Source organism: Listeria monocytogenes, from assembly GCF_041765605.1.
Lineage (GTDB): Bacteria > Bacillota > Bacilli > Lactobacillales > Listeriaceae > Listeria > Listeria monocytogenes_D.
Genome location: NZ_CP168900.1, coordinates 942622 through 956060, shown reverse-complemented (window position 1 = coordinate 956060; position 13439 = coordinate 942622). Strand labels below are relative to the sequence as shown.

Sequence of the window (13439 nt, the reverse complement as noted above, 5' to 3'; positions counted from 1 at the left end):
AATGACTATATTTTTTATTTTGCTCGAATAAAAAGACAACAATTTAACTAAATTGTTGTCTTTTTGTGATGATTTCTTGATAATCTTGTTCGAGCATGGCTTTTTCTGCGGGCTTTAAATTGGGTTGCATAAGTTTTGCCGCAATTTCTGACATGCGCATTTCTAAAATCAATTTATCTTCTTCTGTAATGCGACTTGGTGCTTTACTTTCTTCATATTCCGCGAAAGTCATACGGTGGAAAGTCATTTCATTATTTTCAATGACGAGTAGCTGTTCTGCCACATGATTAACAAAAGTTCTATCATGCGAAACGAATAGTACTGTCCCCGCAAATTGTTTAATTAACGTTTCCAGCGCTTCCATTGCATAGATATCCAAATAGTTGGTTGGTTCATCAAGAATCAAGAAATTGGCGTCACTAACAAGGAGCATACTGAGCAGCAACTTCACTCGTTCCCCGCCAGAGAGCATGCGCACTTCCTTATGCAAATCGCTTTCTTTAAAATGCATGCTACCTAGTACTTCTCTGTTTACTTGCTTGGTTTGAACGCTAATTTCCGTGATGTTTTCTAACAGGGATTTCGTTTGGTTTAATCCATTCAATTCTTGGTCGAAATAAGCAATTTTCGCTTGGGAATTACATAAGAGATTAGGATTTTCTTGGATTATTTCTTTTAAAAATGTAGTTTTCCCACTCGCATTTTCACCGATCAGCGCCACTTTATCCCCTGCTTTAATAGAAAAGGCTTTTGTTTCAAATAGTTTTCGTCCGGCGATTTCGTAGGCTGTTTCTTTGGCACTTAGTATTGTATTACCTTTTTTTATGACGCGATTGTCTGGGGTGATAATTTTGATTGGTTTAGTTGTATGTGGTTTTTCGACATTACCGAGCCGTTCAATTCGTTTTTCTAAAGCTTTGATGGTACTGTGTTGTTTCTTTTGTTGTGTGCCTTTTCCGGCTTTAAATGCGCTGGCTTCTTTGTTGTTTAGCCGTTTCCCTGGTTTAACGATGCGGCCGGCTTCGATTTCATGATACGTTTGGGAGGCTTGTAATTGTTTCTTTTTGTTTTTAAATTCTTTGTATGCAAGTTCTGCTTGGTTTTCTTGTTGTTGTTTTTGTTCTAAATACGCGTGGTAGTTTCCTTTGTATACGTGAATTTTTTGGTTTTTGATTTCCCATATTTCTGTACAAAGTGCATCTAAAAAAGCGCGGTCATGCGAGATAATTATGAGCGCACCGTGGAAATCGCTCCACTGACGTTCTAAATGTTTGACGCTTTCGACATCAAGATTGCTTGTTGGTTCGTCTGCTAGGAGAACACTTGGATTTTGGCGCATCGCGTGTTGGATAGCTTTTCTTGTTTTTTCGCCACCGCTTTTCGTACTTGTATCCGCGGAAAGTTGTTTGATGTAAGCAAGTTTTCCTTGTGTAGTCACCGTGCCAGATGTCGCTTCTTTAGCACCAGCAATCACTTCCATTAGCGTTGTTTTTCCTAGACCATTTTGACCGATGATGCCGATTCTTGCTTTTTTACTAACTAGCAGATGAGGGATTTCTACTAAAACTCTGTCTGCTACTTCTATTTTTAATTGATTTATTTCGATTGTAGACATAAAAAATAACCTCCTGAATATTTTCAGAGAGGAATCCGCGAGGCTACGCCAAAAAAGGCCTGTAGCAAGAGTTATCATGCGAAATGAACATACGAATCCCGTCCGAAAAAATAGTTTCTATCCGAGAATTGGATAGCTTTCTTCATTTTTTCATATAATACAGGATTAGAATTTCATTGGCTTAAGATAACACTCCTTTTCGTTTGATGGTTATATTATAGCGCAATTTTATTGTTACTTCAACCTTTATAAGCCGTGTCTTTTGAAATACACGGCTTAGTCTGTTGTCATTTACTCATTTTCTTCCATCATCATTTTTAGTTTTTGGATGAACTCCTTGAAACTTTCGGCCATTGATAAACGTTTAGTGTTGATGGGTTCGGAAACGATTTCTACAAACTTTTCAAAAAAATCATTGAACTCTGTCGCATCTTTTTTACTGATGGCAACGAGGGCAATTATTTTTATTTTGACGTCATTCCAATAAATCGGTTCTTGTAGCGTCATTATGGATACACCACTTTGAAGCGCATCATTCTTGATAGAATGAGGTATAGCAATGCCGGATGGGAAGCTTGTTGGCGCCATTCGTTCCCTTTTTTCGACTTTTTCTTTAAATTCCGGCGTGACGAAGGTTTGTTTTTCCATTTTAGAAATCATTTGCTCTCTGATTTTTGCGGGTGTCAGTTCTGAGGGGTCAATTTGGTTTGCGTAGAGGGAACGAACGATATAGCGATCAATTTGTTGACCTCGTATGTGATTTTCCAAGATTTTTTTCTTTGTTTGGATTCGATTGCTGATTTTTTTGATATCCTTCGTCGTTAGTAATGGATGAATAAAGATAGAGCCCGCTTTTTCAAGAGCAATATCACGGTTTGTTGTTAAGATAATATCAAAATTTTCTTCTGAGTCCTCGTTTTCTATCAGTTCGATGGTAGCTTCATTTTCAAATCGTGCACGCAGCTTTTTCAGCATATTTGTTCTTAAATCGTGATAATCCTCAATAAGTAGGCCTATTTCTAAGCGAATATCATCACGGTTTTCACTTTCTAGAAAAGAGCCGATATGCAGCGCGATAAAGGAAATTTCATCTTCGTTAAAATCTATCGTTAGTTTTTCTTGTAGCAAAGAAGAAATGTAAACGGCAATGTCAAAAGTTACGGGGTAGGACGTTTTAATATCAAGTAAGCTTAAATTTCTGGTGTACGCTTTGTAACGCGAGCGATAGTATAGGCTTTGGACGTGAATCGCTAGCTTGATAAAAAGTTGCTCATTTTGGAGATCAATGAGATAGGTTTCTTCCACATTGGCGAGCACGCTTTTAAGTGCTTCGATGATTTTTTTATCAACAAATTGGTCCAGTTCGCCATGATTGGCATTAGCAGATTGTTCATTTTGCAAGCCAACATATAAAAGTCCAAGTTGTTTTGTCTCTGCCTCTGAAAAATGGATTTGGTATTCTTCCGAGAGAATTTTAGCAATTTTTTTCGATATTTCGTATTCTTTGGAGTGTTTTCGGATGAGTGTTTTTTGGGTTTCAATGAGTGTATTTCCCTGTTGAATTCGGACGATGCTAATGGCGTAATGTAAAACAATGTTCATCATCGAATATTGATTGGTTGTAATGGATTCTTCCGCTAAAACTTCTTTTACGATGTTTTGTAGTTTATCGATAGAAACAAATTCAATCATTTCTTGAATGCGACTTTTGATACTTTCACGGTATCCGCCTTCTTCGTATAGCAAGGAAATCATATATTTTCGTTTGGCACGTTCTTTTCCGATTAATTTGATTCGGTCTTTACTGGTGACGATTTGGACATCGGCTTCTTTTAGTTCGTTTTTTAATTGTTGGATGTCTTTTTTTAAGGTTACTTCTGAAATGTATAAAATATCCGCAAGTTCGAACAGGTCAACGCCTTTAGTAGAGTTTTTAATTAATTCGAGTAAGAGTTTTGACTTTCGTTCTGTTACATCACTTTCTGTCTGAAGTTCAAATGGGATACGCTGATTGATTTGATAGCCTTGTTTTGCAGAACGAATTAAATTCGGTGTCGCTTCATTTATTTTAGAAATGTTGTTGCGAATGGTTCGTGTTGTACATTCGCAAAAAGCTGCTAACTCATTTGAGGTAACCCACTTATTTTCCTGTTTATGCAAATAAGCTAGTATTTCTTTTTGAGTATCCATTTTTTTGTTACCCCCTATATATCGAAAGCCAGTTGTATTAGCTATCAACTACCACAACTGGCGCTCTTTTACATTAAGCTTCTAAGTCTTCCCCATTAGACTCTATTACTTTTTTATACCATGAAAAGCTATCTTTTTTAATTCTTTTGCCTGTACCGTTTCCTTCGTTATCTAAATCAACATAAATGAAACCGTATCTTTTTTCCATTTGTGCGGAGGAGCAACTAACTATATCAATCGGTCCCCAAGCGCAATATGCGATAATTTCTACGCCGTCGTACATGGCACGTTTCATTTCTTTTAGATGCGCGGATAAATAATCAATCCGGTAATCATCATGGATTTCGCCATTTTCTAATTTATCATACATTCCAAAACCATTTTCGGCGATGATAATTGGTTTATGATATCTGTCCCAGTACTGCGACAATGCGTTATACAAGCCTTTCGGATCGACTGCCCAGCCCCACGGATTAGCTTTAAGATGCGGGTTTGGTGTAATCGAAGCTGGATCCAAATCATTTTTCTTGGAGTCCACCATTTGGGAATAATAATAGGAAAGTGCTAAATAATCCATGGTGTTTTTTTGTAAAATGGCTTTGTCTTCTTCTGTGATTTCAATATGAATATTATTTTCATCAAAGTAATTAAGCGCATACTTTGGATATTCGCCTTGGAACTGCACGTCTGCGAAGAAATATTCCATGCGGTTACGTTTCATTGCGAGTACGATATCATCTGGATCGCAGGAGAATGGATAGGCCGTACAATCAGCGAGCATTGTACCAATCATTAAATTAGGATTTAGCGCTTTTCCGTATTCGTAAATTTTCGCACTTGCGACAAATTGGTTATGAACAGCTTGATACGTAGCGGATAAATAATCATCGACAGCATCATATGGAATCGCAGTAGAGTTAAATGGTTCAAATTGAATTAAATTAATTTGGTTAATGACAATCCAATATTTCACTTTTTTATTGTAGCGATCAAGTACTGTTTTGCCGTACTTCTCAAATAAATCAATAACATTACGATTATGCCAGCCGCCATGATTTAAGACAATTTCCACCGGCGTTTCGTAATGTAAAATCGTAATAATTGGCTCCATGCCAAGTTCGATAATTTTGTCGATTAATTGGTCATAATATTTTAATCCCGCTTCATTTGGTTCCGTTTCTTCGCCAGTCGGAAAAATACGTGTCCAATCCAGCGAAGTTCGAAATGTTTTAAAGCCCATTTCAGCAAGCAAAGCCAAGTCTTCTGGATACGTGTGATAAAAGTCGATACCATGGCGTTTCGGATAATAGTTCACTTTATCTTCCATACTTGCTTTGATATCAGCCAAACTTACTCCTTTATGTTGTTCCTCACTGATTTCATCATTTGTTTTACCTTTATGATATTTGTGCAAATCTGCTAAACTAATTCCTTTTCCATCTACTTTAAATGCGCCTTCTGCTTGGTTGGCTGCGATAGCTCCTCCCCATAAAAAGTCTTTCGGAAATTGATAATTTTCAAACATGCTCGTACCTCCTATTTTTTCGTAAGTTCGGTCATTTTTTTGAATAAACGTAGCATATGCTCGCCGATTAAAATTTCACTTTTGGCTGTCATGAGTGTATCTTGCGCATGACAGAACAGCGTGGAATAACGGATTTGATTGCCTGATGCTTCTAATTGAAGTGTATCTGTTTGCAGACTATGCGCGATGACAATTTCTTTTTTGGCAGAGGCGATAAATTCCTCGGCTTCGTTAAACGCTAGTTCCTCTAAATGGTTAAGACCTTTCACTAGGTCATTTCTTGCGTTTCCAGCATGGATTAATATATTCATGGATAGTTCATTTAAGCTATCTGTTTCTTCAACATAGTCTTGCTCTGACATTTTAGTTCCTCCAATCAATTTGTTACCATTTCTTTCTCTGTTTCGACTGCATCTAATTTTTCTTGTTTGAGTAATGAGTTGTCGTATGCTTTAAAGAACGGCAAGTAGACGAGCCATGTGATGACGATAATTGCTAAACAAGCAATCACACCTCGGAAATCTTGTGTTGCAAGGTAAGACGTTACAGGATAAGGCATGTACCATAGCAAGAACGATTGCGCGGGAATACTTACTAAGTTCATCGACATAACGAAATAGGCGATGCTTGGAACTAAGAAAGCATTAATCCACGTTGGAATCATTAAGTATGGGTTGAAGGCAATTGGTGCCCCGAAAAACAATGGTTCGTTGATATTAAAAATCGATGGGACAATAACTGCTTTTCCGATTGCTTTTAGCTGTAAAGACTTACTTAAAATGAGCATCATAATGGATAGTGATAAGGTTGTGCCGACCCCGCCGATTGAAATTAATGCGTATACAGTTTCTTGTGTTGCGATGTTTGATGCACTTGCGCCATTTGCTACAGCTTGTGAGTTTTCTGCGAGTCCAGCCATATAAACCGGGTAAATCGCGGGCATCATAACCCACCCAGAAATCCCGAATGTATAAAGAAATGCTGGAATGAAAACCGAAAGCACAAAGCCTGGATAAGATTGTACGATTGACGCGAGCGGGCTAAACACTGCCACAATCACTTCAAAGAAATCAATGTTAAATTGAACAGTTATTAACCAACCAACAATCAGAATAAATGTAATTGGTAGCAAGCTATTGAACCAACCAACGACAAAATCCGGAATCGGTGTATCTTCACTGAAAAAGGATCGTTTCGCAGCAAAGTTCATCACACAACCAACAAATAAGCCGGTTGTAATGGATAAGAACATCCCTGTCGCTCCAAATCTAGATAAAATGAAAACGGCATCCCCGTCTGCTGAAATAGTTGGAAATAGTAGCATTAAAAATAGAACAAGTCCAGTTGCGCCAGAAATTAATTTTTGGCTACTATTTCCTTTTTTCTCCATCAGATAGTATGGGATTAAAAACGCTACGACTAACCCAAACATTCCAAACGAAAAATTACTTATCATCGAAAAGTCAGGCATGCCGGGAAATAAATTTTTAAGTAGTGAAACGATGGTGACTAAAGAACCGACAAAAACGAGCGGAAGCGCAGACATAATTGCATCTTGAATTGCTGATACCCAAGGATTTTTAACAACTTTATTTACTTTTGGAGCAAATTTATTTGTCATAAAATCCATCACTTTGTTGTTCATCGTGTTATCCCTCCATAGTTAAAATGAGATCCAGTGCTTTTTCACCGTTAAGTGTGCCATAAGTTGCTTGCGGAATAATTGATACTAAAACATTTTTATCGGCTACTTTTTGTTTTAAGTCATCCAGCATATAAGCTAAGTGCGGCCCGATTAATAAGTAATCAATTTCATTAATTCTTTCATCTATTTGTGACTCACTGGCTGCTTTCACCGTCACTTGTTCTCCACGTTTTTTTGCGGCTTTTCTGATTGCTGCTGCCATGAATCCACTTGAAGCTCCTGACCCACAAATGAGTAAAATGTTTTTCATTTTGTATCCTCCCTTTCCTTAACTTACTTTTATTATATAAATGACTGAATCCGCTTACAAATATGTTTTTTTCCTACTGGTAGGAAACTGCATAAAAAAGAACCCCTCCGCATGAAGCGAAGGAGTTTCTTAATAACCTGTGTTAGTCACGATATTTTAAATTAATAAATTTCACTTGGATGTATTCTTCCATACCGTAGTGGCCGTTTTCGCGACCGAAACCAGAATGTTTAACACCGCCAAATGGGGTTTCTGGGTTAGAAATCGCAATTTCGTTTGCACCTACCATACCATATTCTAATGCCGCACCTACTTTTTCTACGCGAGCTAAGTCTTTTGTATAGAAGTAAGAAGCAAGACCGAATTCACTGTCATTCGCCATTTCGATTGCTTCGTCTTCCGTTTCAAATGTGATGAGTGGGATTACTGGACCAAATGTTTCTTCGTAGAAAATATCCATTTCACGGGTAACATTATCTAAGACAGTTGGTTTGTAGAAGTTCCCTTTGTCATAGTCGGAACCTGTTAAACGGCCGCCACCAGTTAAGACTTTGGCACCTTTATCTGTGGCATTTTTAAGTTGTTTGTCGATTTTGTCAATCGCATCTTCGCGGATAAGTGGACCAACATTCACATCATCTAAACCGTTACCTACTTTTAGTTGTTTTACTTTAGCAACTAGCGCCTTAGTGAATTTTTCTTTAATTTCTTTGGCAACAAAAATTCGGTTTGGCGATACACATACTTGACCGTTATTGCGGAATTTCGCTGCAACTAAATCATTTACAGCAGCATCCAGGTTCGCATCATCAAATACGATAAATGGCGCATGTCCACCAAGTTCGAGCGAGATTTTTTTCAGTGTTTCGGCTGATTGTTTGAATAGTGTTTGACCGACTTTCGTGGAGCCGGTGAAAGTTAGTTTACGAACATCATCACTGTCAGTTAACGTTTCGCCGATTTCTTTGGAGCTACCCATAACGATATTGGCAACACCTTTTGGCAAGCCGGCTTCTTCAAAAATTTCAAAGATAGCTAGGGCTGAAAGCGGCGTATCTCCGGATGGTTTTAATACGATTGTATTTCCGGTTGCAAGCGCTGGAGCAAGTTTTCGTGTCACCATACCACCTGGGAAATTCCACGGAGTAATGGCCGCAACTACGCCAATTGGTTGTTTTTTCACGATAAACGCATGATTGTTTGGCGCTGGGATAGTTTCCCCATATAATCTTCTTGCTTCTTCTGCAGCGAATCGGAAGTTTTCTGCGCCAGTTAGGACTTCTCCTTTTGATTCTTTTAGCGGTTTACCTTGTTCAAGCGTCATAATTTTTGCTAGTGTATCTGCTTTTTCTTCCATTAAATCGGCAATTTTGTGTAATAATTTGACGCGATCAGCTAGTTCCATTTTTGCCCAATCAGGAAATGCTTCTTTTGCAGCTTTAATGGCTTTTTTGGTTTCGTTTGGTCCAGCTTGAGCGATTTTGGCAATAACTTCTCCGTTTGCTGGGTTTACAATATCTTTTGTTTCTTTATTATCTCCATCCGTCCATTTTCCATTAATAAATAATTTTGTTTGAACTTTTGGTAAGGCTGTTTCTTTAATACTCAAAAATACCACTCCTCAAAAAATTTTTCTGCACGTGCTCTCGTTGCTTATAATAGTGTTTTCCACAAATCGAAAAATTTAATCAGGATTTTCTTTTTTAAGTGGCAAAATGGTTTTTGGAAAAAGTCATTCTATCCCAACATGGCGGGAACGAGAACAGTCTCTAAAAAACTTTAATTTTTTTCAAAAAAAGCTAGCTACATCGAATGTAACTAGCTTTTTCGGTCTTAACTTTCTTCAATTGGTTGGTGTATTTCTTCTTTTACTTTTTTAGGCGCGTTTTTCTTATAAGCAAGGAAGTAGAATAAGCTAACAAAAACTGCTCCACCGACTACATTTCCTAAGTAAACTGGGATGACGTTCCAAATGAAATCCGCCCATGAATAGTAACCAGCGAAAATCGCAGCTGGGATAATAAACATGTTGGCGACAACGTGCTGAAATCCGATAGCAACAAATGCCATAACCGGGAACCAAATACCAAGGATTTTCCCTGCGAAATCTTTGGCCGCGTAGCAAAGCCAAACCGCAATCCCAACAAACCAGTTACAACCAATTCCGGAAACAAAAGCAACCCAGAAAGGATCGTTAATTTTTGCACCAGCTGTAGCTAGCGTTTTTGGTAAGAAATCGCCTTCTGTTAAACCAACGAAATGTCCGAAGAAGTAAGCGACAAAAAATGCGCCCACTAAGTTCATGACAGACACAATCGCCCAGTTTCTAAGTAATTGTTGGAAGGAAATTTTTTTGTCGTACCAAGCAATCGCGACAGCCATCATGTTGCCGGTAATTAATTCTCCTCCACCTAGCAAAATACAAACGAGGCCAACCGGAAAAAGACTGGCGCCGATAAGCGTTGCAAAGCTCCCCCATTCGTGAGGCATTGTTCCTACTGCACGTATGTATAATAAGTAACCAAGAGATATAAAGGCACCACCTAAAAAGCCTAACAACACAAGCGTTAACGTACTTGAATTTGCTTTTTGGGTTCCTTTTTCAATCGTAATCTCTGTTACTTCCTGCGGGCTGTAATATCCCACATGAATCCCTTCCTTCTTGTTAAAATAATCACAAAATAGCGTTTTTATTATAGCACACTCAAAAACAGCTTGCTAGTATAAAAAAGCCCAGAACAAAAGTCCCAGGCTTCTTCTTACGTATGCAATTCTTTTACGACAGGAATCCTTATTTCAATATTTGCTTCGTTGTTTCCTTGTTTCGTATACACTTCCAATTTGAATGGTAGTGGGTCAAAAACGGGGTTGTTCGCTGTAATATATGGTTTGTAATTTTTTTCTTGAATGGCTCTGGCAATCTCTTCATAGCTTTCACTTATGTCTGTATCCTGAATATGCTCTGCTACAAAATACGTATGAGCCGGAACTTCAATCCACTCAAGCGGTTCTTGTAAATGAGGATATTTTTGTTCCACTGGAATTACCGAATAATGAGTAATTCCGTCTTCTATATTATGGACAGAAATACCATAAAACGTTTTTTGTTTGGAAAAATCATCTAGTTCTCGCGCAAGTTGAAGCATTTCTTTGAAGGCTGTTTTTATTTCTGTATGAAGTGCTTCTGTTTTAAGACCTTCTCGAACGAGCGCAATACCAGTGAATCCTTCCCATTCCTCCAGTCGCTTCAATCTAATCGCCATGATTATCTACTCCTTCACAAAAGCATCTCACACAAGCTAATTTATCCGTATACCATATGGTAAATACCCGTCTGAGAGCAAGTTAAAACAAGATGCTAATGAGAATAATAACAGCGATAATAATGACAAAAGATAACCAAGCAACAGGCCGAGCAGTGTTAATCGTCCAACCAATCCCAAAGCGTTTTTCTACAAATAACGCTGGATCATTTCGATTAAAATAAATAACGCCTGCTTTCCAAAAAGAATCATCATCCCGAATGGGTTTATTGACACCATCAGGTTGGTCAGCAAATTTAAGTCTGCTACCGCCTTGCCCTACTTTTACAGCAAGAAGGACGGTTCCAAACAGAATCAAAACAACGGAGATAATCATTGTTATCATCATCCATTCAACTGGAAGAGCAAGTAACATGACTACTTGCATGATGAGAAAATCAATTACCATAATCGTACACATGATTAACATCGCTTTACTAGAAATCTGTCTAAATAGGAGTCCCCGTTTTAATGAATCAGTAGGGTTTTCGTTCTCTACGGACTGTTTGCTCCTAGCAATAACAAAGTTAATAAAGATAAATAACGCAATCATTCCTAGCTGCATCATTGGCAATAGCAACACGACTCTAGGTGATTTGGCAACCGTATCCGTCACTGCCCCACTCATATCAAAATGGATTGGAAAGTCAGCAGGAGCTACTGGATAAAAAACGACTGTAATCGCAAGTGTAATAATAAAGATAAGTAGTGGCACGACAAACCACGTATACGAGATAACCATTTTTCTGCGATGAAAACTAGTGTCTACCATTATGATAGAATTAGTCGAGATTTCTCCCGCCTCTATTTTATCTCTTTTCCACTGTAAAGTTGTGTGGTGAAAGCGATAATAAATAATAAAAGAAACGATTAATTGTCCAAACATCGAAGCAATAAAAATACCCGCTTGCATATTCTCACTCGAATGAAAGCCTTGAATTAATGCGATTCCGATAATAGCAACGAAAGAGGTCCACAAAACCACTTGCCCAACATATTGTTTTTTTAGCCGCGTTAATTCTGCATTCCGGTTAGCACGTTCGCCTACATTTACTCCGAAACATTCTGACTTTCTTATTACAAAAGGGGTTATTGCTTGCAGTGAAATGATAGCAATACTAACAAAAATATAAATGATGATTTCCATTTCTACTCCACTCTCCGTCCATGCATTTCGTCAAAAATAGCCTTACTTACTTCGAGCCACTTCTCTTCGGTAACACCGCGCACAACCGATTCCGCGATGAGCGGTTTTAGCTTCGTTTGTAATTTCGCAAAAAATAGCTCATCTGCCTTAGCTACGCCATCCGGATGAATAACTACTCCCTTTTGACGATGTATTTGAATAAATCCTTCTTGTTTTAAAATTTGGTAGGCCTTGTTTACTGTATGAAAGTTAATACCAATGTCTGCACCTAAACTTCGAACAGAAGGTAATTTGTCCCCTGGTAAAAGTTCCCGTTTCGCCATACCTTCAATGATTTGATTGCATATTTGTGTGTAAATCGGTTCGTCTGATTGAAGATCTATCGCAAGCAACATAGAAACACCTCTCTCTTAACTGTTATACATATTGTATAACACATATATTCCGGCGTCAATAGCAGTAATTCAGTGGCTATTTAAAGCAGTTAATGGTACTATAAAATTTATCAATAAGGTTTTAGAAAGAAGGGGAGAATTTGAAGTTTTCACGTTTTCGAGATAGTAAATTATTTTTTTGGACAATTGAAATTTTAGCGGTTGTAGCCATTTTGTTTGTTCTATTACAAATGAAGTACATATTTTCACCAATTGGCATTATTGTTTCTACATTATTCATGCCGATTTTGGTCGCAGGGTTTCTATTCTATTTATTTAACCCGCTCGTATTATTTTTAGAAAAAAGAAAAGTACCTCGACTTTTGAGTGTTATTTTAATTTTTATTGCCTTTATCACGCTTGTTGTTCTTGCAGTAATGCAACTCGGTCCAACGCTTGCTGACCAAGTAGCTGAACTCGCAAAAGCAATACCAGGTTACTGGCAAGATTTTGAGAAATGGTTGCAAGGTCTCTCGAATAATTCTGCATTAAAAGATCTAGATATAAAACAAGAACTTGAGAAGCTCAACATTTCCTTACCAAAAATCATGTCTGTGGTCGTTGACGGAGTTGCTTCTAGTTTTGGAGCTATCATCTCTTTTGTCTCTAGTTTTGTCATGATTCTTGTAACTGTACCATTTATCGTCTTTTATATGTTTAAAGATGGTCATAAGTTCGTTGAGTCTTCTGGAAAATTTTTCCCGGCAGGTATTCGTTCTGAAGCAAAACAAATTATTAAAGAAATGAATAAAACCATTTCTACTTACATTAGTTCACAAGCAATTGATTGTATGTTTGTTGGTTTATTTACTTTCATTGGGTACTTAATTATTGGTCAACCGTATGCCCTTCTTTTCGGGTTCATTGCTGGTGCAACGAATATTATTCCTTACCTTGGACCTTTCCTTGGAGCAGCTCCCGCAGTTATCGTGGCGTTATTCACTTCTCCAGTCCAAGCATTACTTGTTATTGTTGTCGTAACGATTGTGCAACAAATTGATTCTAACTTACTCTCTCCATATATCATGGGTAAATCACTATCGATTCACCCACTAACTATTATCATTATCTTGATTGTTGCTGGAAACTTAGCGGGAATCTTCGGAATGATTTTAGGTGTTCCACTTTATGCGGTTGTGAAAACAATTATCGTGAACGTTAATCGTTTAATTAAATTGCGGCGAGGTCAGCTGGCGATTGATAATAATCTTCCTGATCCGGATACACCGAAAGAATAAAAAAACGAGCTTTGGGAAACTAGTTCCTAAAGC

12 protein-coding genes are annotated in these 13439 nt (G+C 37.8%); 1 reads left to right on the top strand and 11 read right to left on the bottom strand.

Translation table 11 applies throughout. From position 1 onward, the window contains the following. Nucleotides 1–43: 43 nt before the first annotated feature. The 11 genes from vga(G) to AB2Q86_RS04765 form a co-directional block, all read right to left on the bottom strand. Nucleotides 44–1615, bottom strand: a complete 1572-nt coding sequence (gene vga(G) / locus AB2Q86_RS04815; protein ID WP_012581648.1) for a Vga family ABC-F type ribosomal protection protein — start codon at nt 1613–1615, stop codon at nt 44–46. Nucleotides 1616–1906: 291 nt separating this feature from the next. Continuing rightward, entirely contained in the window at nt 1907–3805 is a 1899-nt protein-coding gene (locus AB2Q86_RS04810) for a BglG family transcription antiterminator (protein ID WP_012581649.1), read from the bottom strand. A 73-nt stretch (nt 3806–3878) separates the two neighbouring features. Beyond that, a complete protein-coding gene (locus tag AB2Q86_RS04805; RefSeq protein WP_012581650.1) occupies nt 3879–5330 on the bottom strand; it encodes a glycoside hydrolase family 1 protein in 1452 nt (483 codons plus the stop codon). An 11-nt stretch (nt 5331–5341) separates the two neighbouring features. Further along, nucleotides 5342–5692 (bottom strand): PTS lactose/cellobiose transporter subunit IIA, encoded by a 351-nt coding sequence (locus AB2Q86_RS04800; protein WP_003727092.1) that lies wholly within the window; start codon nt 5690–5692, stop codon nt 5342–5344. A 14-nt stretch (nt 5693–5706) separates the two neighbouring features. Beyond that, the gene (locus tag AB2Q86_RS04795; protein ID WP_003721483.1) at nt 5707–6975 is read right to left on the bottom strand and encodes a PTS sugar transporter subunit IIC; all 1269 of its coding nucleotides are present in this window, start codon (nt 6973–6975) and stop codon (nt 5707–5709) included. Nucleotides 6976–6979: 4 nt separating this feature from the next. Continuing rightward, nucleotides 6980–7285 (bottom strand): PTS sugar transporter subunit IIB, encoded by a 306-nt coding sequence (locus AB2Q86_RS04790; RefSeq protein WP_003721482.1) that lies wholly within the window; start codon nt 7283–7285, stop codon nt 6980–6982. A 142-nt stretch (nt 7286–7427) separates the two neighbouring features. After that, nucleotides 7428–8894 (bottom strand): NAD-dependent succinate-semialdehyde dehydrogenase, encoded by a 1467-nt coding sequence (locus tag AB2Q86_RS04785; RefSeq protein ID WP_009929451.1) that lies wholly within the window; start codon nt 8892–8894, stop codon nt 7428–7430. Nucleotides 8895–9118: 224 nt separating this feature from the next. After that, the gene (locus AB2Q86_RS04780; RefSeq protein WP_012581651.1) at nt 9119–9931 is read right to left on the bottom strand and encodes a formate/nitrite transporter family protein; all 813 of its coding nucleotides are present in this window, start codon (nt 9929–9931) and stop codon (nt 9119–9121) included. A gap of 113 nt (nt 9932–10044) precedes the next feature. Further along, nucleotides 10045–10548, bottom strand: coding sequence for a GyrI-like domain-containing protein (locus AB2Q86_RS04775; protein ID WP_012581652.1), 504 nt, complete (start codon nt 10546–10548; stop codon nt 10045–10047). Between the two features lie 82 nt (nt 10549–10630). Next, nucleotides 10631–11734, bottom strand: coding sequence for a DUF1648 domain-containing protein (locus tag AB2Q86_RS04770; protein ID WP_003729417.1), 1104 nt, complete (start codon nt 11732–11734; stop codon nt 10631–10633). 2 nt (nt 11735–11736) lie between these two features. Then, on the bottom strand, nt 11737–12129 hold the full coding sequence (locus AB2Q86_RS04765) for a GntR family transcriptional regulator (protein WP_003724836.1): 393 nt from the start codon (nt 12127–12129) through the stop codon (nt 11737–11739). A gap of 140 nt (nt 12130–12269) precedes the next feature. On the opposite strand from AB2Q86_RS04765, the gene AB2Q86_RS04760 reads away from it, so the two are divergent. Continuing rightward, nucleotides 12270–13406: an AI-2E family transporter gene (locus AB2Q86_RS04760; RefSeq protein WP_003729418.1), complete on the top strand. Its 1137-nt coding sequence runs from the start codon at nt 12270–12272 to the stop codon at nt 13404–13406. Nucleotides 13407–13439: the final 33 nt, after the last annotated feature.